Here is an 18,629-nt window from a genome sequence, read left to right on the forward strand (position 1 = left end):
TCCCGAGCACGAATGGTCAAGTATGTCCTGAGACCTCACACCGACACCGCGTCGCGAGATCGATGCAGGTGTCGCCAGATACAACCCTTCCAGCGTAACGAGTTCGGTCACGTCGTCGACGAGTCGCATCCCGGAGCGGGGTGCGGTTAAGACCCGAACCATCAGGTCGGCGGCGAAGACCGCCCGCTCCGCCTGCCGAGTCAGCCCCCGACATCGGCGGGGTGATCCGGGCGATCCAGTGCTTGCGCATCAGCCACTCGACCTTCTTCAGGTTCATGACCCGCCCGGCTCACCACAGGGCAGCGTGGATCCGCGAGACCCCGTAGGGCTGCGCGCGACCCGGAGTGGAGTACCCGCCGTGGACCGCTGGCTTGTATTGCTCTTGCTCACTACCTGTGACTGCTTTCTCAGGAACCTTCCGTCCCAGGATCAGGCTATCCAGGTCAAAGGGGAGCTTCAGCCTTGAGGTTCTCGACGTGACGGGGTTGCTACCGCATCCGTTTCAGCCGCCTCTTCACCAGCGATGCGCTGGTCGAGGCCGCGTTTGGTGAGGGGTTGAACAGAGCCGCAGGCATCCCCGGAATCCATTCCCGAAGACGCCCACATGCCGCGGCTGGACTGGCTAGTTCGATGTCAGGTGGCCTGTGTTGCGGACGGATCGACCTGGGACGACGTGGTGAGTTCGGCATTCCCGTGCTTCGGCCTGAACATCGGGAGAAAGATGATCGCTGCACCGAGAAGTAGGAGAACAGCCAGGCTGAGGTTGCCGGAGAAGTAGGAGCCGGTCGTGTCCTTGAGTATCCCGAACAAGTACGGGCCAGCGAATCCACCGAGGTTACCGGTCGCGTTGATTGTGGCAATACCCACGGCGACTGCGGGGCCAGCCAGGAAGGTTGGGGGGATCTGGAAGAAGGCACCGGACATGGAGCCGATGCCTGCGGTCGCGAGCATGAGGGCGACGAGGAGGACAATCGGGTTGGTGACGGCAGTCGCCCAGACGATGCCGACTGCCGCGACGCACAGGGGGATCGCGGAGTGCCAGCGGCGCTCTTGATGGCGGTCTGAGCTCGCAGCCCAGGTGACGGCGGTGATCCCAGCGAATACCGCAGGGATGGCCGACAGCAACGAGATCGTCAACGTCGAGTAGTGCGCCCCGCGTTGCACGGTGAGGGTCTGGATGATCTGCGGCATGAAGAAGACGAGGACATATCCACCGGCGTTCTTAGCGAAATATGACAGCGAGAGGAGCAGGACTCGGAGGTCCGCCAGGGCACGCAGCGGGTTGCGACCACCGGCAGACTCCGCTTCAGGGCGGATGTGCTTCGTCAGCCAGGCCTTCTCCGTGCGGGTGAGCCATCGTGCCTTGTCGGGGCTGTCAACGAGCACCATCCAGATGAGCAGGCCTACGACGATCGACGGAATGCCTTCGAGTACGAACAGGGCCCGCCAGCCCTCGAGTCCGAACAAGCCATGCGGCCACAGAGCGAGGATTGTGCCGGCCAGCGGCGGGCCGGCCAGACCCGACACCGTTGCGCCCATGCCGAACAGCGCGAGCATCTTCGCGCGATCACGGGGAACGAACCAGAGAGTGAAGTAGAAGACGACTCCGGGGAACAGCCCCGCTTCGGCAACACCGAGCAGGATCCGCATTACGTACAGGCTCGTAGGCCCTTGCACTGCCGCGGTCGCCGTGGCGACGATCCCCCAGGTGATCGCGATACGTGCCAGCCACTTGCGGGCACCGAAGCGTGCCATCGCGAGGTTGCTGGGCACTTCGCATATGAAGTAGCCGACGAAGTAGAGGCCGGCAGCAAGGCCGTAGGTCGCCGTGGTGAGACTCAGCGATGAGTTCATGCTCAGGGACGCGATACCCAGGTTGGTCCGTTCCAGGTTGGCCATCAGGTAGGCGAACGCAAGGACCGGAATCACGCGCCATGCGACCTTGCGCCGGATGGTCTTACGTATCAGCTCGTCGGCCGGTCCATCGGACGGCGGGGATGACATGTGCGAAGTGAACGCCACGATGCGCCTCTTCTCATATGTGATGTAGCTTCGTTTGCATGAAGATTGGGCGGGTGGGTGTCCCACAGGACGATCAGTCGGCGGGAGTGACGGAGGCCCGGGGGGCCGCGCAGCAGAAACGGGCGGCGAAAGAGTTCTCCCCGGTGAAGTCTGCTGACCGGGTCATGGCTGTCATGGAGGCTCTGGGAAGTCGCCAGGAACGGCCCACATTGACTCAGCTCAGCGCCGAACTGGGGATTCCCCTGAGCAGTTTGCACGGGCTGTTGCGCACCATGGAGCAGCGGGGTTGGGTCGAGACCGATGCCACGGGGTCGCTCTATCGCATCGGGGTCCGCGCCCTGATGATCGGCTCAAGCTATGCGCGGGCGGACGAGGCCGTGCTCGCCACCCGTCCGGTCCTCGACTGGCTCAGTGAGGAGACCGGCGAGACGGTCCATTATGGTCGGCTGCTCGGTTCCGAAATCATCTATCTCGCGAAGCGGGAGTCACGCTTCCTCGTGCGGGTCCATTCGTCCGTCGGCCAGCGGATCCCTGCGCACGCAGCATCGCTCGGTAAAGCGATTCTCGCCATGGAGAACGACGACTGGGTGGTCGACCGCCTGCGTTGGCCACTTGTCGCATTGGCCCCTAATACGATCACCGACAGCGAGGCACTGCTGCAGGACCTGGCGGCGGTCCGCGACCGCGGCTACGCCTCCGAATGCCAGGAATCCGATATCGGCCTCAGCTGTGTCGCGGTGAGCATTCCCGGTCCGGGGTCCGTCCGCGACGCGATCTCGCTGGCGGTACCGGTCGGTCGACTCGAGGGCGATCGTCTGGCTGAGCTCGCGAACTTGTTGCTTGAGGCTCGCGCGATGCTGATCGGCGGACGTGCGCCGGCACCACCCGGCCGGTCTGCGGAGTTCCTCGGCAACCTCAACCGCTTGGAGGGGCCATAGGCCGGCGGTCATCCTGCCGTCACCAGGTCAACCCTGGCTTCGATGCGCTCCTCGGCGAATTCGATGCCGAAGCCTGGGCTGGTTGGCAGGGCGATCGTGCCCCCCTTCGGGGCTGGCGGGTCAGCCTCGAAGTGGTGGCGTTCGGGCATGTGGTGGACCAGATACTCCACGCGGGGACACACCTCGGGCGACTGGCTGGCGACCACGTGCAGGGCGGCGTGAATGCCGTGGCCGTGGGGGATCACCGCCACGCCGAAGGGTTCCGCCATGGCGCACATGCGGAGCAAGTCCGTTACCCCGCCGCACCATTCAGGATCAGCTTGCAGCACGCTGATCAGCCCTTGCTGGAGATACGGCAGGACGTCGTGACGGTCGTAGAGATGCTCCCCCGTGGCGAGAGGGATGGCGGTGGAGCTGCGAAGCTGCGCGTACGCGGGCACAGCGCCGGGCGGGAAGGGCTCTTCGAGCCAGTCCGGCCGCAGTCGCTCCACGCGGCGACACCATTGGCGGGCATACGCGAGATCCCAGCTCATGAATGCGTCAAACATGAGTGCACAGTGGTCACCGACTGCTGACCGCGCTTGTTCCGCCAACGCGACATTGCGATCCATGCCATCGGCCCCCTGCCCAGGCCCGTCCGCGAAGAACCACTTCTGCGCCGTGTAGCCCTCGTCCATCAGTTCCGCAGCGGTGCGTTCGACTTCGCCGTCGTCGTGGAAGGTGCCGAGGGTGCTTGCGTATGCCGGAATGCGCGCGCGCCCCGAGCCGCCAAGCAGTTGCCAGACCGGCGCGCCGAACATCCGGCCGCGGACGTCCCACAGCGCGTTGTCCACCGCGCTGATGGCGATCTTGTGCTGACCATGCCGGGAGTGACGGTTCCCGCGCTGCAGCAGGTCCCAGATGTAGCTGTGGGCCAAGGTGTCCAGCCCCAGCAGGGACGCCGCCATTCCATCGGCCAGTGGCGCGACGGCCTCTCGGTCTATCGGCCCGTAGCGACCGGTCACGCCCGCTGTCGTCCCGATCTCCAGGTACAGCGATGTCTTCCTGCGGGACCCACCTGGTGTGGGCCTGCCTTCCGGTCCGAGGTGGCAGGACTCGTAGACGCTTGCGGGGCGCGATTGCCGTGGGAAGCCGCGCGGAAAGGGGTCTTCGGGCAGTGTGGTTATCAGTTCAAGCACGCGAACCGATGAGATCCGGGCGTCGATCATGCGACGTCCTTTCGCTCAGTTGATGGTTGCCGGAGTGCGGCCCATGCGGCCGCCGCGTCGAGCACGGACTCTTCTGGGCCGGCGTCGAGCCGCCAGTTCGCGCGCGGGATCCGGCCGAGCGCCGCGGCCGCCGCCTTGAGTCCAGGAATCGCCGGAGTGCTGAGGCCGTACATGTCGAAATCGGCCATCACCGAGCGATGGAGCTCGGTCGAGTCGGGCCGGCGCTCCTTGACCGAGGCGACCAGCATGACGAGTTCGTCGGGGATCACGTTGGCCATGCCGCTGATGGCGCCGTCCGCGCCGGCCCACATCGCCGCCGGGATGAGATCCTCGAAACCCGTGACGATCGAGAAGTCAGACCGGTGTGGCCGGGTCGCATCGAGTGCGGCGGTTACGGTCATGACGTCGCGCACGGTGAGTTTGGCGCCGATGACTCGGGGCTCCTCGGCGGCAAGCCTCGCCAGCAGTGCCGTCGTAAGAGGCTGTGCGGTCAGTCCGGGAAAGTCGTAGACGACGACGGGTAGGTCGGCGGCGTCTGCCACGGACACGAAATGATCGAAAATCCGGTCGTCGGAAACCTTCCAGTACACCGGCGGAAGGACGAGCACGGCGTCAACACCTGCCTCCGCGGCGATCCTGCCGTGGTCGCACGTCTCGGCCGTGGACAAGCCGCTCACCCCGGCCAGGATCGGCACGCGGTGGTCTGCGGCAGTCACCACGGTTTCCAGGATGGCTCGGCGTTCCTGAACGTTGAACTCGGTGAACTCGCCGGTCGATCCCAGCGGAACGAGACCGTCGATCCCACGCAGGACCAGATCCTCGACCAAGGTCGTCAATGCGAGGTGATCAACGGCGCCGTCCTGGGTGAGCGGAGTCAGTAAGGCGGGCCAGAGTCCAGAGATCTTCATAGAGCTCCTTCATGTATATGAAGTCACTTCTTCATTGTGATGTCGTGAAGCGTAGGTCGATGGCGGCTCGTGCCAAGACGTGGAACGACAGCGATATGGAAACCTGGCACGCGCCACTGCCGGCGGCACGCAGGCACAAGCAAGCCGGGTTGTCGGCTCATCAGGAAGACGTCGGCACAGGACAGTTGAGCCGCGACCTACGGTCGGTGCTCGCTGGATAGGCCTGAACCGTCAGTGGCCGGGATCCGCTCGCCTCCCGTTCGCGGCGCCCCAGACAACGTCGGCTTCGTCCAATAGGTGCAGGACACGTCGTGCGGCCGAGCGCGGCTCCCGCGCTCGATCAGACGACGTCGGAACTCGGCGCCAGCCCTGTCCGGTACAGCTTCGTGATGAGAGCCCTCGACTTGGTGACGCGTCCACGAATGGAGGCCGTGCCAGCCTGAACATCGCCGTTCAGGACGGCTTGCGTGGACGGCAGTTGAGGGTTGGTCACCGGTCACGGCCTCGATCGCTTCGAGGTGATTGTCCGTCACCGAGAGACGACGGAGCGGGTGAGAAACGAGGAGGGCTTACAGTCGGGGGCGGCGTGGCAGGCGGTGAGGCGGAGTTTGGTGAACGCGTGCGAATCTTTGCGCCGTCGAGGCTGGCCGGGGAATCCGAGGTCGGCGATCGCGCCAAGAGCGGCAGTCCCGCCGGCTGGTGGCGATTCTGACGTGTCAGATGACCGACCAGTCCACACATCAGTGCCGGTCATCGACGACGGCCAGGCACACTGCTTGCTGTTCGGCCTCGGAGCTGGGCCGCAACTATGGCGTCACCGTCACCACGGTCCTTCTTCGTCCGGTCTCGGTGCTCATGTCAGGGGGTAACTTCATCCCGAGCCGAAAGGCAGGATGTGCCTTACGCATAGAGGCACGAACAGCTTCCTAGACCATGGAGTTGGGAGCAAATGACCCGATCAGAAGGCTGGCAAGTGCGATGCGCATTGTGCGACAAGGCCGCTGAGCCCACCGGGCGTGGAACGGTAGACATCGACCACGACCCAAAGAACCATGAGCGGTACGCCTCCCCCAGGATGAACGACACGAACGCCGAAGACCCACCTCCCGCGGCCCGACGCCCCCGGACCGGAGCATCCAGCTGAACAGATTTGTCTGCCAGCGCCTTGACGCTAGGCGTGGTCGTCAGGCTGGGTCGTGTTGGTGGACGATCGTCGGCCGCAGACGCCACGTGCGCCGCGACACCCTCGGCCTGCCGTTGTCTTCCGGGTTCCAGACCTCGCCAGCTGGTGCGACCACATCGGCTGTCGCGCTCCTCCTCCAAGGCTCAGAGATCCGCAATCCGCAACAACTCGTAGCGGGTGGCCCCGCCTTCTACTGGTTGTTGAAGGCGGCGTCGAAGGATGCCTCGGGTAGTTTCCACAGCAAGGATCGGATGTACCGCACAGCCTCGGCCGCGCCGTGCAGGCGATCCATGCCGGCGTCTTCCCACTCGATCGAGATGGGGCCGTCGTAGTCGATGGACGCGAGCGCCCGGAAGGCGTCCTCCCATGGGATGTCGCCGTGCCCGGTCGAGACGAAGTCCCAACCGCGACGTGGGTCGCCCCACGGCAGATGCGAGCTGAGGATGCCTTGGCGGCCGTTGGCCCTGCGGATGCGGGTGTCCTTGCAGTCCACGTGATAGATGCGGTCTGAGAAGTCGGTGATGAACGACACCACGTCGATGCCCTGCCACGCCATGTGCGAGGGGTCCCAGTTGAACCCGAAGGCCTCGCGGCGGTCGATCGCTTCAAGGGTGCGCACGCTCGTCCAGTAGTCGTACGCGATCTCGCTGGGGTGCACTTCGTGAGCAAAGCGCACGCCCTCGGCATCGAAGACGTCGAGGATGGGGTTCCACCGGTTCGCAAAGTCCTCGTAACCGCGGTCGATGACCTCGCCGGGCACGGGCGGGAACATGGCGACGTACGGCCAGATCGACGATCCCGTGAAGCCGACGACCACGTCTACACCGAGCTTGCGGGCCACGCGAGCGGCCCGCTTCATGTCCACGGCGGCGCGCTGCCGCACGCCCTCGGCGTCACCGTCGCCCCACACGTAGTCACGCAGGATCGCCTGGTGGCGGAAGTCGATCGGATCGTCGCACACGGCCTGGCCGGCCAAGTGATTCGAGATCGCCCACACCTTCAGCCCGTAGCGGTCGAGGATGTCGAGCCGGGAGCGCACGTACGCGTCGTCCACGTCGGCGCGGGCGAGATCGAGGTGATCGCCGTTGGCGGCGATCTCCAGGCCGTCGTAGCCCCACTCGGCGGCGCGGCGCGCCAGCTCCTCGAAGGGCATGTCGGCCCACTGGCCGGTGAAGAGTGTCACCGGATGGCGAGCCTGCTCTGTCACGACTTCTCCGTTTCCGTGGTGAGCGCTGCGTCAGTGGCTCCGATCCCGGTCCAGTCGCCGGTGGCGGCGCTGTGCAGGAGTGCGTCGATTATCTCGACGGATCGCAGACCGTCGTCGACCGTGGGAAGCCCGGTGCGCTGTTCGCCCCGGACGGCGGCGTAGGTGTCGGCGCAGAACGCTGCGAAGGCGTCGGGCCATCCCTGTGGGTGGCCGGGGGGTACACGGTTCAGTCGTTTCTGGTCGTCCGCTACCCCACCTTCGCCGCGGCGGACGACCGTGGCACCCTGCTCGCTTCCGAACCAGACGGATTCGGGTTGCTCCTGGTCGAACACGGCCGACCCGAGTGAGCCGTCGAGCTCTAGCCACAGCCGGTTCTTGCGGCCGGCAGAGACCTGTGAGATGACGGTGTTCGCAAGCACGCCCCGTTCGGTGCGGAACGTTGCGACCGCGATGTCCTCGGTCTCGACGAGCACGCGCTCGCCGTACACGTCGCCGCTGAAGGAGGGACCGGAGGCGACGGGTCTCGTGGGATGGACGATGGAGGTACTGGCGGTCACGGCGGTGAACCGCTCGCCGGAGACGAATTCGGCCAGATCCGCCCAGTGCGATCCGATGTCCGCGAAGGCGCGCGACGCGCCGCCGGTTCTGGGGTCGATCCTCCAGGTCGAGGCGTCGGGGGATACGAGCCAGTCCTGCAGGTAGGAACCGTGCACGAGCAGCGGTTCGCCCAGGTCGCCCGACTGTCGACGGCTGCGGATCTCCCGCACCAGCGGATGGTAGCGGTATACGTACGGCACGGTAGCCACCGTGCCGGCGGCATGGACTGCGGCCGCCAGCTCGCGCGCTTCGGTCAGGCCTGTCGCGATCGGTTTCTCGACGACCATGTGGAGCCCGGCCTCGACCACGGCGTGCGCGAAGTCGATGTGGGTGTCGTTGGGAGTGCAGATGTGCACGACCTCCGGTCGTGCCTCCAGCAGTTCGCGCAGACTCGGGTAACCGGTCGTGACGCCCCACTGCTCGGCGGCCTCGAGGGACCGTTCGGGGCGGGAGCCCAGCACCCCAACGACCGCAGCACCGGCATCTCGGGCCGCGCGGAGATGCGCCGCCGCGATCATGCCGGTCCCGATGATCGCCACTCGGAGCGACCCCGGTCGCGCGCTCACTCGGCCCCTCCTGCCGTGGTCGTGAAGTAGGGGTGCTGTCGCAGGAACGCCAGCGATGCGGCGCTGCTCTCCGCGGGGGTGCCGATGTTCGGCACGTCCACCTCAATGACGAACCAGCCGTCGAAGGCAGCGGGGAGCGCGGCGAGGACGGCATCGAAGTCGATCGCGCCGCGTCCGGGTTCCGTCCACACCTTCGAGTCGCCGGTCGCCGTCCGGTAGTCCTCGCGGCGCTGCCGTGCGCCGTCCGCCGCCTGGGCGTCGACGTCCTTGAGGTGGACGTTCAGTACGCGGTCGGCGTAGTCCGCGACGAGCTTCTCGGATACGGCACCGGCCCAGCGCAGATGGCCCGTGTCCGGACCGAACCAGAGCGCACTGCCCGCGGTGGAATCCAGCACCGTACGGACCTCTTGCTCGATTTCGACTGCGGAGCCGACGTGGGGGTGCAGTCCGTACCGCACGCCCTCTGCGGCCGCCGCTTCGGCCGCGGCGGCGAGTCCTTCGGCTACCACCCACGTCCGGTCCGCGTCGTGTCCCGCGCCGACGGCTGGTCGTGCCATGCGTTCGGGCAGCAGGTCGGCGGCGATGAAGGCGCTGTCGACACCGAGTTGAAGGTGGGCGTTTGCGTGACGTTTGATCGCCTCGACGGCCTCGTGGTGACGGTCGCGCTCGTGGAACGGGGCGGAGAAGTATCCAGGCGCCGCCGCGAGCGCATGCCCGGCCAGGAGCGAGCCGTACTCCGTCGGGCCGGTCCCCGGGGGCAGCTCGATGGTGCAGTGTGTGTAGCCGATGGTGGACAGGGATGACATGGCGTCGTCCAGGACGGCCCGGTCGAGCCGGTATCCGCCGTCGCCCAGGATCCAGGGCAGCGGGTTGATCGCCGTGCGGCGTGTGAGGGTCATGGGTGTCCCTTTCCTGGTCACTGGCCGTCGGTGTCGGTGTGCTGGTCGACGGGATAGTCGACGAACGCGAACCCCGAGCCGTCCGGGGACCAACTGGGGACGTTGATCGTTCCCTGTCCGCCGTCGAGAGCGACGAGCGTCATGGGCTTCTGCCAGGCATCGACCGACACGAGGCGCAGCTCGACGGGCAGGTCGGCCGGGTGGCCGGTCGTGCCGGGCGGGTAGCTGAGGTAGACGGCGACGTCGCCGGTCGGGGCGATGTGCGGGAACCAGTTGACGCGCTCGTCGAAGGTGAGTTGCTCCAACTCGCTGCCGTCAGGCCTGACTCGGGCGAGCTGGGCGTGGCCGGGCTTGTCGGAGAACTGCTCGGTGTTGAAGAGGATCCAGGCTCCGTCGGGTGTCCACTCGCATCCGTCCGCCGGGCCGGGGTCGGTGGTGACGGCGACGTCGTCGCGTCCGTCGACATCGATGGTGTGGATGGTGGCCGAGGCCCACCAGTTATCGCCCTCGGGTTTCAGCCGCACGTATCCGAGGCGGCGTCCGTCGGGGCTGACGCCGTGCAGGAAGTGCAGCGTGCCGTCGTCGGCCGTGACCCTGCGGGCGGTGCCTCCGGCGAGGGAGACCTCCCAGATGTGCCAGTCGTTGGCCGACGCGTACACCGTGGTTCCGTCGGGAGACAAGACGTGGTCATTGTTGACGTCGGGCAGCCCCGCGACCGGCACTGCCTGGGGCGTTGCCGATGCGTCGGTGGGGAGGGTCCAGAGAAGTCCGTCGCCGTTGACGAGCAGGCGTCCGTCGGGTGCCCAGTTGGGGGCCTCGTAGAGTCGTTCGCGCGACTCGTACACGGTGCGAATGGTTCTGGCGGCACGGTCCCAGACGCGGATGCGGGTGCGCTGACCGGCCTGCAGCTGCCGCAGGGGAGTCTTCTCGCTCATCGGATGCCTCCGTGCGCCAGGTGGGCGCGGATGCCTTCGACGATGAGGTCGTGGTCCTCCTGCGAGGACAGGCCGGAGGCGGTCACGGCCGCGACGACGCCGACATCCCGGACCCGGACGGGGAACGAGCCGCCCGTGACCGCGTAGTCGGAGCCCAGCCATCCGACCGCGGCGGGGTCGACCCCCATCGCGGACAGCCGCGCGTCCACGAGCGCGCTGCTGGCTTCCATGCGCAGCACGACGGCGGCCTTGCGGGCGATCCACGTGTCCTGATCGGGAGTGATGCCTGGCAGGGCGGCACGGAAAAGGATCAGCCCGGGGCGTCGTATGTCGATGCCGACCGCGTGGCCGGCTTGCTGGGCGAGCGCGGTGATGCACGAGCCCAGCCGCCAGGCGTCCGCGTGGTCGAATGAGTCGAAGACCAGCTCCTTTTCCTGGTGTTCTAGGGTGGTGACGAGATCCGACATGGGGTCTCTCCTTCGAGTCGCGCGGGTCAGGACGCGGCAATCTGGGCGCGTGCCTCGTCGATGGTGGAGAGGATCGCGATGCTCTCGTCGAGCGTGTGTACGGGAGATTCGGTGCGGCCTTCGCCGACAAAGCGCGCCAGGGCGGTGGCCTCCCACGAGAGCCCGTCGAAGAGCTTCAAGTTGGTCGGATCGCTCCAGGTGAGGACCGGGCCGCCGCGGTCGGCCGAGGAGAGCGTGAACGAGGTCGGTGTGTAGAAGCTGCCGTCGATGCTGAGCGTCGCCTCGGAGCCGGCAATCACGGCGGTCATCGGCGTGCGGGCCAGGATCGAGGTGTAGAGCGTCGCCTGCGCTTCGCGTTCGTGGGTGAGCACGAGGGTCGAATAGGCGTCGACGCCTGTCTTGGTCAGGCCTCCGACGGCGGTCAGCCGGGTGGGGGCACCGAGCACCATGGATGCGAACTGCACGGGATAGATGCCGAGGTCCAGCAGGGCTCCGCCACCGAGTTCGGGACGGTAGAGGCGGTGCTGAGGATCCGCCGTAATCGCCTGTCCGTGATCGGCGAGGACGGTACGGATCTCGCCGAGCACGCCGTCGGCGAGGAGGCTGCGGATGACCGAGGTCTGCGGCAGGTAGCGGCTCCACATCGCCTCCATCACCAGCACTCCGGCGGCGCGAGCCGCATCGGCCAGGGTCTGCGCCTCCTCCGCGCTCACAGTGATCGGCTTCTCGATGAGCACATGCTTTCCGGCGGCGATCGCCGCCAGCCCGATGGAGAGGTGCTCGCTCTGCGGGGTCGCGACGTAGACCACGTCGACGTCCGGGTGGGTGAGGAGTTGCTCCGTGGAGCCCAGCGCGAGGTCGATGCCGTGGGTGGCCGCGAACGCCGAGGCGCGGTCGAGGGAACGGGAGGCAACCGCCACGACCTGTTGAGCGGTGTGCGCGCGGACGGATTTCACGAACTCGCCCGCGATCCAGCCGGGGCCGACGACGCCCCATCGAAGCGATGGCTCTCCGGTGCCAGGCAGATACAGGTCGGGTTCCGGCAGGCGGGACGGCAGCATGTCACGCTCCTCGACGTCGCTATAGGCAAACCAGTTGGCACGAGCTAAAGTCGGCCAGGCGCCAGGTTAGCACGTGCCAAATTGCGGTCATCGATGACCTGCTCTGCCGGGCGCTTCGGACATCACTCTTGGAGGCGTCGATGGCGACGAAATCTCCCGCACATCCGGTCACGACCCAGATCCCCACGCGGCCCCTCAGCAACTGGTACATCGCCGCGATCGGAATCGCCCAGTTCGGAATCTTTGTCGCGATCCTTTCACCCGTGTTCGTGAGCATGCAGCTGAAGGCTCAGGAGCTGAACCCCAGCAATCCGGCAGCCGTGGTGGCCGTGGTACTGCCGATCGGCTCGATCGGCGCGATCCTTGGCAATCCGGTGTTCGGGGCGCTCAGCGACCGGACCCGGACGCGGTGGGGACGGCGGCGGCCCTGGCTGCTCGGCGGCATCGTGTGCCTACTACTCGGCCTCACCGCCGTGGCCCTGTCAACGAACGTACTGATGCTGACGCTGTCATGGCTGCTCTGTCAGCTCGCGTCCAACGCTGCGTTCGCCGCACTCGTGGCCAGCTTCGCCGACAACGTGCCCGAACTGCAGCGCGGCCGGGCCTCCAGCGTCCTCGGCCTCGCGCAGAACATCGCGATCATGGCAGGCATATACGCGGCCGCGCTCCTCGTTTCGAACCTGCCGCTGCTGTTCATCCTGCCCGGTGCCGTCGGTGTCGCCTGCGTGATCGTCTACGTGATCGTCACGCCCGACCGCATCCCTGACACCCCTGTCGAGCGCTTCTCCTTGATGACCATCGTCCGCACGTTCTGGACCAACCCCGTGAAGCATCCCGACTTCGGGCTGGCCTGGGCATCACGATTCATGATCATCCTCGCGACGTTCCTGTTCACGGCCTTCCGGCTCTTCTACATGGAGGACCACCTCGGCCTCAGCGAGAAGCGGGCCGTCTCAGCTGTCGCGACCGGCGTGCTCCTCTACACGATCGCCCTGATGGCGAGCGCCGCCGCCTCCGGCTGGCTGTCCGACAGGCTCGCCCGCCGCAAGATCTTCGTCGGCGGCTCAACGCTGTTCGTGGGCATCGGGCTCGTCGCCCTCGCCTACGCCAACAGCGTGCCCCTCTTCTACGTCGCCGAGATCATCATGGGCTTCGCCTACGGCGTGTACACCGCGGTCGACAACGCACTCGTGGTCGATGTGCTGCCCGACCCGGAAAAGCCGGGCAAGGATCTGGGCGTCCTGAACATCGCCAACTCGCTGCCGCAGTCCTTCGCGCCGGCGCTCGGCGCTCTCCTTCTCGGCATCGGCGGCGGAGACAACTACCCGGCGCTGCTCTGGGGGGCGGGTATCGCCGCCGCCATCGGCGCCGCCGTCATTATCCCCATCCGTGGGGTGCGCTGAGCCCCGGCAGCCGACCCGACCGGGACGTGGCAGCAGGCGCTCGTCACGACCCGGTCCGCGCTGGACCTGTCGACTCGCGAACCACAAGCGTGGTCACCGTGGGCACGACGCGGCGAGGACCGTCGTCACCTTCGATCCGATCAAGCACGGAGTCCAACGTCGCCTCGACCGTGGCCTCGACGTCCTGCCGCACCGACGTCAGCCGGTGATACGACAACGACGAGAGATAGCTGTCGTCGAACCCGACGACGGAGACGTCCTCGGGCACCTGAACACCCGACCGCGCGAAGACCGCCAGCACTCCCGCCGCGCACTGATCCCCGCAGCACACCACGGCGGTCGGGCGCTGAACGCGCGCGGCGATCTCCCTCGCCGCCGCGGCGCCGTCCTCTTCCGAGAACCCGCCGGGCAACACCTCGATCCCGTCGGACAGCCCGAACGTCGTCATCGCAGCGCGATACGCGTCGGCACGATCCCGTCCCACGTTCCCGCCCAACCCGCCGACGTAGACGATGTCGCGGTGCCCCAGCCCAACGAGGTGCTCGATCGCGAGACGAAGCCCCTCGACCTCATCCACATGCACGTTGTCGACTCCGGGCCTCCGCACCCATTCGCCCAACCAGACGACGGGAACGAGATCGCGCGCCTCGGCGAGCGCGGCCGACGCCGGGTCCGGGTTGAACGCGACAAGTGCTTCCACACGCTCCTCCATCAGCTCGGCGACAACGACATCAGTGGGCCTCTCGACCGTCCTGGGACCGAGCGCCAAACCGAATCCCTTCTCGGCCGCCCGGACGAACAGTCTCTCCACAAAGCGCACCTGGAAGGGGTGGCGCATCTCGAACACCACCCCGATCAGACGGGTGCGGTTCTGCCGCAGCAGACGCGCGGACGCGTTCGGCCGATACCCCAGCTCGCTCGCGGCGGCAAGGATGCGATCCCTCGACTCCGCACTGGGCCCCGGTACGCCTCTCAACACCAGCGAGACAAGCTGACGGGACACACCGACATGGTCGGCGATGTCCCGCATCGTAGGCAGCCGGCCAGAGCCCCTGCTTCCCCTCGTCCGAGAACCCCCCTCGCCGGTCATCATGCGCAACAGTCTTACACGGGCCACGTCGGCCACAGAAAGAGCGGTCCTGATCCATTGAGCCATTTCCAACCTCACGCCGCCGCGCAATGAGGAGACGAGAACGGCCTGGACGATCGCTGTGATGCGGCTACTGATGTTGAACTCGTGGAGTCGTAGGGGCTGACGACTCGTCGCCTGTGCGGTATCACCGGGACATGCGGTATCCACAAGGGGGCGGGCTGACCGCCGAACGGCAGCAGTTCCGCGAGGAGTTTCGGCTCAAGGCGGCCGAGGGGTTCGCCCGGGGCGAGGCGAGCTCGGTGATTGCCAAGGACCTGCGGGTCAGCGTCCGCTCGGTGCAGCGGTGGCGGCAGATGTGGGACGAGGGCGGTCCGCGGGCTCTGCGATCACAGGGGCCGGCGTCACTGCCGAGGCTGAGCGAGAAGCAGTTCGCCCAGCTGGAGGCAGAGCTGGCCAAGGGCCCGGCCGCACACGGCTGGGAGGATCAGCGCTGGGTCCTGAGCCGCGTGAAGACGGTGATCGGCCGGCGCTTCCACCTGACCTACACCATCCAGGGCGTGCGCAAGCTCCTGGTGCGAAACGGCTGGTCCTGCCAGGTCCCGGCTCGACGTGCCATCGAGCGGGACGACGAGGCAGTGGCCGGGTGGGTCAAGGAGGTGTGGCCCTGCGCGGAAGGCTCGCGGCGGCCCGTGGAGCCTGGCTCGTCTTTGAGGACGAAGCCGGATTCTCCATGACGCCGCCGCAGGCGAAGACCTGGTCGCAGCGCGGCCGGACCCCGGTGGTTCGGGTCCGTGGCCGTTCCCGCAGACGGATATCCATCGCCGCGCTGACCTGCTACAAGCCCGGCCACCGGTCGAGGCTGATCTACCGGCCGCGCCGAGACGACGGTCGACGAGATGGCCGCAAGAGCTTCTCCTGGCGCGGCTGCCGGACCTGCTGATCGCAGCCCACCAGCAGCTCGGCGGGCCGATCGTGCTCATCTGGGACAACCTCAACGTCCACAAGGCTGCCGACCTACGGGAGTTCGCCGCCTGCCGGCACTGGCTCACCATCTACTATCTGCCGCCCTACGCACCCGACCTCAATCCCGTCGAAGGGATCTGGTCACTGCTGCGACGCGGATGGCTATCCAACGTCGCCTTCAGCACCCCCGAACACCTCGTCCAGCGCATCCGACGCGGCCTACGGCAGATCCAGTACCACAGCGACCTCATAGACGGCTGCCTCGCCGAGACCGGCCTGACCATCAGACCCACCTGAACAACCCAACGACATCACGAGTTCAACTTCAGTATCTACCAACTTCCGGCATACGCACCCGACTTCAATCCGGTCGATGGCACCTGGTCACACCTGAAGCGATCGCTGGCCAACCTCACCAAACACAGCCTCGACCAGCTCACCGCGCTGGTGAAGACCCGCCTCAAACGGATGCAGTACCGGCCCAGCCTCATCGACGGCCCCATCGCCAAGACCGGCCTCGACTTCCAACCGCCGTAACCAGATGGGCCTCCAGGATGACGGGCTCGGCACCTCGTGTGCTCCGGGCGGCGACTACACCCATCTCTGATCGCCTTCGAGAATACCTTCCAATCGAGATCAACTACCCTAGCCCGAGCCGCATAGGCGTGTTCAAGATCCGGGGTCAAGGCCCAGCACGACCTCACCCACTCATGCCACCCCCTTGACCTGCACATTCAAGATGCATACAACTCAATCGGGTAGATGGTCCTCCCGCGCCCTGCGCCGACAAAGGGCAAGCCGCAGCAGCCGAGGGCTGCTGCGGCTTGCCCTGAGGAAGGACGAACCGAGGCGTCAGCGCACGGTGGCGACGATCCTCAGGTACCTCGTGAAGGGCTTGTCGGCGCGGTCCTTGACCTCCAGGATCATATGGATGGTCTGGCCGCGCTTGGCGTTGCGCGGGACGGTGAAGGTGGTCTTGGCACTGCTGGGGCGAGCGATGTCGATGACGCCGGGGTACGTGCCCGCCTCGCGGTACTGCCACCAGGTGGTCGTCACCTTGTCGCCGTCGGGGTCGGAGACGTGACCCTGCAGCTTGACCTGCTGGCCTGGCCGGACCGTGATGTCTGTACGCCCACCGGCCGCGTCAACCGTCGGAGGGTGGTTAGCGTCGGCGTAGGACTTGCTCTGCCACTCCGACTTCGCCGCGAGCTCCTCCTGCAACGCAGGGATCCACCGGGCTTGCGGGTAGGCCACGTCGTAGCTGTCGGAGTACGGGCTGGTGTCGCGCACCCGGTCCGGCTCCTGGTTGTAGTTGCGCGCGTCGTACTTCTGCGAGGTGTTGCGGAGGTATGACGGGAAGTCCGTCCACGTGTTCGCAGAGTGCTTCGTGAAGCGTCCGCCCCACCCGCCCCACGTTGGGTCCTCCCAACTCCGGAGGCCGTTGGGCACAAGGCCCAGGTAGCTCGGCGAGTCTCCTTCCGAGAGGAACTCGGAGGTGTCCGGGTAGCCTGCAGCTCCGAGCGCGGCGGCGTCCGAGGACACAGGATAGGTCTTCATCAGCGGACCGACACGCAGACGGTCCACGAACGCGGGGCCGAAGTAGGCGTCCTCGATCGGCTGCGGCACCCGGGCGTCGCCCCGGCCTCCGGTGTACCGGTAGTTCCGGTAGGCGATGGTCCAGAACTGGTCGCGGTTCACGACGACGTTGAGCTTGGGCCAATGAGGAGCGATGTAGTCCTTGTACGTCTCATCCTGGTCCAGGATGATGTTCAGACGGGCCTTGGCGATGACGCGATTCTGCACCGCCTTCCACTGCTTCGTACCCTTGTACTCGTTCTCGATCGAGCGCAGAGCAGCCGCGATGGTGTTCGTTCCGCCCCACACCGGAAGGTAGAGCGGCCGGGGGTCGTTGTCGAGCAAGGCCGCCTTGATGAGGTTCGAGCCTTCTGTGTCCTTCTGCATCTCCCCGCGGTAGGCAATATTGCCGACCTTGATGAGGCTGTCGAGATGCTTGACGGACGGGTAGCGCCGGTCGTTCTTGCGCAGGTTGTCGACGACGGCAGCGTAACCGCCCCCGGCACCCTGCGGACCCGTGCCGTTGATGATGTTCTGGAAGACGTCGTTGCCGGCCCAGTTGGACGCGGGGACGGGCGGGTTCGCGGTGGGGTCGCCTGCCCAGTGGAACGTCGAACTCGAGTAGATGACCGCTTCGAGGCTGCCAGCAAGCTCGTTCGAGTCAAGCAGGAGCCGGTGGAACGACGCGATGTCGTCGATCTCGGCGTCACTCGTGATCATGATTCGGTACGGAGTTGCCGAGGACTGCGGCGTCTTCGTCGGCGCGAGGGACATCGGTGCAGCGGAAGCCGGCTGGCTACCCGACCACGGAGCCAGCAGCGCCAGCCCCATACTTGCCGCGACACTGGCCGGGACCCATCGGGCGTGACCGGTCGGGCGCCGGAGGCGAGACTTTCTACTCATGATCATTCCTTTCTGGTGTGCCGCTACCTCTGCGGCACTGCGGGTTGCGATGTGGCACCCCTTCGGTGCCTCACACGGATGGCGCGGGACGGGACTGCGTGGCGGTGCGCGGTCCCATGGCGTGAAGTCGGGGCATGCCGAGCTCGGCAGGACGGTCAGCGGGTTGCGAGTTGCGGTGACGACCCCGCGCCTCTCGACTTCGTCGCCCTTGATCTGCCGGTCCAGGGGGTGCAGGCCGGCCGGCGGGTCACGGACCATGTCCCTGCCGGCAGGCACCGGTGGCCGTCGTGGAGCGGATGCTCTTCACGGTGGCAGCGGCCTCGTTGGTGGACGGGCCGGTGGATACGCCGCCGGGCAGGAGGTCGCACAGGATGGAGTGGAGCCGGCTGAGGAGGTGGGTGCTCCCGCCGAATACTTCCCCCGCTACACGCCTGCGGGGACACCAGTCACACCGCGTCGCTTTTGATGGGGATGTCCTCACCCCTCACAGCCGACGAGCAGTAAGGGCTGTGCGACCACCTCTGTCGCTTGACGGTGATGACGACTCTTTGGTTCGGGGACAGGGCGTGCGGTCCGTTCTGCGTCACCTGAAAGATGATGTGAATGGTCTTGGCGGGGCGCGTGTCAGCCGGCACGGTCACCTTGGTCTTGATGGCGCTCGGGGCTGGTGGATGGTGGCCAGGCCGGTGCCCCGGACGAAC

Annotated in this window: 15 protein-coding genes and 1 pseudogene; 4 read left to right on the forward strand and 12 right to left on the reverse strand. The window is 66.7% G+C overall.

Annotation, left to right across the window (positions count from 1 at the left end; translation table 11 throughout):
• Positions 1-633 precede the first annotated feature (633 nt).
• The gene (locus tag ACFC96_RS13105) at positions 634-2,022 is read right to left on the reverse strand and encodes an MFS transporter (RefSeq protein WP_376612104.1); all 1,389 of its coding nucleotides are present in this window, start codon (positions 2,020-2,022) and stop codon (positions 634-636) included.
• A gap of 38 nt (positions 2,023-2,060) precedes the next feature.
• On the opposite strand from ACFC96_RS13105, the gene ACFC96_RS13110 reads away from it, so the two are divergent.
• The gene (locus ACFC96_RS13110; RefSeq protein ID WP_376612106.1) at positions 2,061-2,960 is read left to right on the forward strand and encodes an IclR family transcriptional regulator; all 900 of its coding nucleotides are present in this window, start codon (positions 2,061-2,063) and stop codon (positions 2,958-2,960) included.
• A gap of 8 nt (positions 2,961-2,968) precedes the next feature.
• On the opposite strand, the gene ACFC96_RS13115 is transcribed toward ACFC96_RS13110, so the two are convergent.
• From ACFC96_RS13115 to ACFC96_RS13150, 8 genes are all read right to left on the reverse strand, one after another.
• Positions 2,969-4,168 carry an enolase C-terminal domain-like protein gene (locus ACFC96_RS13115; protein ID WP_376612108.1) on the reverse strand — a complete coding sequence of 400 codons (1,200 nt, stop codon included), beginning with the start codon at positions 4,166-4,168 and terminating at the stop codon, positions 2,969-2,971.
• A complete protein-coding gene (locus tag ACFC96_RS13120) occupies positions 4,165-5,076 on the reverse strand; it encodes a dihydrodipicolinate synthase family protein (protein WP_376612110.1) in 912 nt (303 codons plus the stop codon). The genes ACFC96_RS13115 and ACFC96_RS13120 overlap by 4 nt, the downstream gene beginning before the upstream one ends.
• A gap of 1,373 nt (positions 5,077-6,449) precedes the next feature.
• Positions 6,450-7,412, reverse strand: a complete 963-nt coding sequence (locus tag ACFC96_RS13125; RefSeq protein ID WP_376612301.1) for a sugar phosphate isomerase/epimerase family protein — start codon at positions 7,410-7,412, stop codon at positions 6,450-6,452.
• 50 nt (positions 7,413-7,462) lie between these two features.
• On the reverse strand, positions 7,463-8,629 hold the full coding sequence (locus tag ACFC96_RS13130) for a Gfo/Idh/MocA family protein (RefSeq protein ID WP_376612112.1): 1,167 nt from the start codon (positions 8,627-8,629) through the stop codon (positions 7,463-7,465).
• Positions 8,626-9,528: a sugar phosphate isomerase/epimerase family protein gene (locus tag ACFC96_RS13135; protein WP_376612114.1), complete on the reverse strand. Its 903-nt coding sequence runs from the start codon at positions 9,526-9,528 to the stop codon at positions 8,626-8,628. The genes ACFC96_RS13130 and ACFC96_RS13135 overlap by 4 nt, the downstream gene beginning before the upstream one ends.
• Before the next feature lie 17 nt (positions 9,529-9,545).
• Positions 9,546-10,463: a TolB family protein gene (locus ACFC96_RS13140; protein WP_376612116.1), complete on the reverse strand. Its 918-nt coding sequence runs from the start codon at positions 10,461-10,463 to the stop codon at positions 9,546-9,548.
• Positions 10,460-10,930, reverse strand: coding sequence for a heme-degrading domain-containing protein (locus ACFC96_RS13145; protein ID WP_376612118.1), 471 nt, complete (start codon positions 10,928-10,930; stop codon positions 10,460-10,462). The genes ACFC96_RS13140 and ACFC96_RS13145 overlap by 4 nt, the downstream gene beginning before the upstream one ends.
• Positions 10,931-10,956: 26 nt before the next feature.
• The gene (locus ACFC96_RS13150) at positions 10,957-11,991 is read right to left on the reverse strand and encodes a Gfo/Idh/MocA family protein (RefSeq protein WP_376612120.1); all 1,035 of its coding nucleotides are present in this window, start codon (positions 11,989-11,991) and stop codon (positions 10,957-10,959) included.
• A gap of 140 nt (positions 11,992-12,131) precedes the next feature.
• On the opposite strand from ACFC96_RS13150, the gene ACFC96_RS13155 reads away from it, so the two are divergent.
• Positions 12,132-13,394, forward strand: coding sequence for an MFS transporter (locus ACFC96_RS13155; protein ID WP_376612122.1), 1,263 nt, complete (start codon positions 12,132-12,134; stop codon positions 13,392-13,394).
• 43 nt (positions 13,395-13,437) lie between these two features.
• Here ACFC96_RS13155 and ACFC96_RS13160 read toward each other — a convergent pair whose 3' ends face one another.
• A complete protein-coding gene (locus ACFC96_RS13160; protein WP_376612123.1) occupies positions 13,438-14,424 on the reverse strand; it encodes a LacI family DNA-binding transcriptional regulator in 987 nt (328 codons plus the stop codon).
• 257 nt (positions 14,425-14,681) lie between these two features.
• Between ACFC96_RS13160 and ACFC96_RS13165 the strand changes: the two genes are divergently transcribed.
• Positions 14,682-15,221, forward strand: a complete 540-nt coding sequence (locus tag ACFC96_RS13165) for a transposase (protein WP_376612125.1) — start codon at positions 14,682-14,684, stop codon at positions 15,219-15,221.
• Positions 15,218-15,747 (forward strand): annotated as a pseudogene (locus tag ACFC96_RS13170) (transposase). The gene ACFC96_RS13165 and the pseudogene ACFC96_RS13170 overlap by 4 nt, the downstream one beginning before the upstream one ends.
• Before the next feature lie 555 nt (positions 15,748-16,302).
• Here the strand turns inward: ACFC96_RS13170 and ACFC96_RS13175 are convergent.
• Together ACFC96_RS13175 and ACFC96_RS13180 are read right to left on the reverse strand one after the other, a co-directional pair.
• Complete coding sequence (locus tag ACFC96_RS13175) at positions 16,303-17,745, reverse strand: nucleoside hydrolase-like domain-containing protein (protein WP_376612127.1); 1,443 nt, start codon at positions 17,743-17,745, stop codon at positions 16,303-16,305.
• Positions 17,746-18,374: 629 nt separating this feature from the next.
• Positions 18,375-18,569: a hypothetical protein gene (locus tag ACFC96_RS13180; RefSeq protein ID WP_376612129.1), complete on the reverse strand. Its 195-nt coding sequence runs from the start codon at positions 18,567-18,569 to the stop codon at positions 18,375-18,377.
• Positions 18,570-18,629: the final 60 nt, after the last annotated feature.

It is taken from the genome of Streptomyces sp. NPDC055955 (genome assembly GCF_042270245.1).
Classification (GTDB): Bacteria; Actinomycetota; Actinomycetes; order Streptomycetales; family Streptomycetaceae; genus Streptomyces.

Coding starts and splice junctions, on each gene's coding strand:
- ACFC96_RS13110 (WP_376612106.1), top strand. CDS start 2,061: ATGAAGATTGGGCGGGTGGGTGTCCCACAGGACGATCAGTCGGCGGGA.
- ACFC96_RS13115 (WP_376612108.1), bottom strand. CDS start 4,168: ATGATCGACGCCCGGATCTCATCGGTTCGCGTGCTTGAACTGATAACC.
- ACFC96_RS13120 (WP_376612110.1), bottom strand. CDS start 5,076: ATGAAGATCTCTGGACTCTGGCCCGCCTTACTGACTCCGCTCACCCAG.
- ACFC96_RS13125 (WP_376612301.1), bottom strand. CDS start 7,412: ATGCCCTTCGAGGAGCTGGCGCGCCGCGCCGCCGAGTGGGGCTACGAC.
- ACFC96_RS13135 (WP_376612114.1), bottom strand. CDS start 9,528: ATGACCCTCACACGCCGCACGGCGATCAACCCGCTGCCCTGGATCCTG.
- ACFC96_RS13140 (WP_376612116.1), bottom strand. CDS start 10,463: ATGAGCGAGAAGACTCCCCTGCGGCAGCTGCAGGCCGGTCAGCGCACC.
- ACFC96_RS13145 (WP_376612118.1), bottom strand. CDS start 10,930: ATGTCGGATCTCGTCACCACCCTAGAACACCAGGAAAAGGAGCTGGTC.
- ACFC96_RS13150 (WP_376612120.1), bottom strand. CDS start 11,991: ATGCTGCCGTCCCGCCTGCCGGAACCCGACCTGTATCTGCCTGGCACC.
- ACFC96_RS13155 (WP_376612122.1), top strand. CDS start 12,132: ATGGCGACGAAATCTCCCGCACATCCGGTCACGACCCAGATCCCCACG.
- ACFC96_RS13160 (WP_376612123.1), bottom strand. CDS start 14,424: ATGCGGGACATCGCCGACCATGTCGGTGTGTCCCGTCAGCTTGTCTCG.
- ACFC96_RS13165 (WP_376612125.1), top strand. CDS start 14,682: ATGCGGTATCCACAAGGGGGCGGGCTGACCGCCGAACGGCAGCAGTTC.
- ACFC96_RS13175 (WP_376612127.1), bottom strand. CDS start 17,745: ATGATCACGAGTGACGCCGAGATCGACGACATCGCGTCGTTCCACCGG.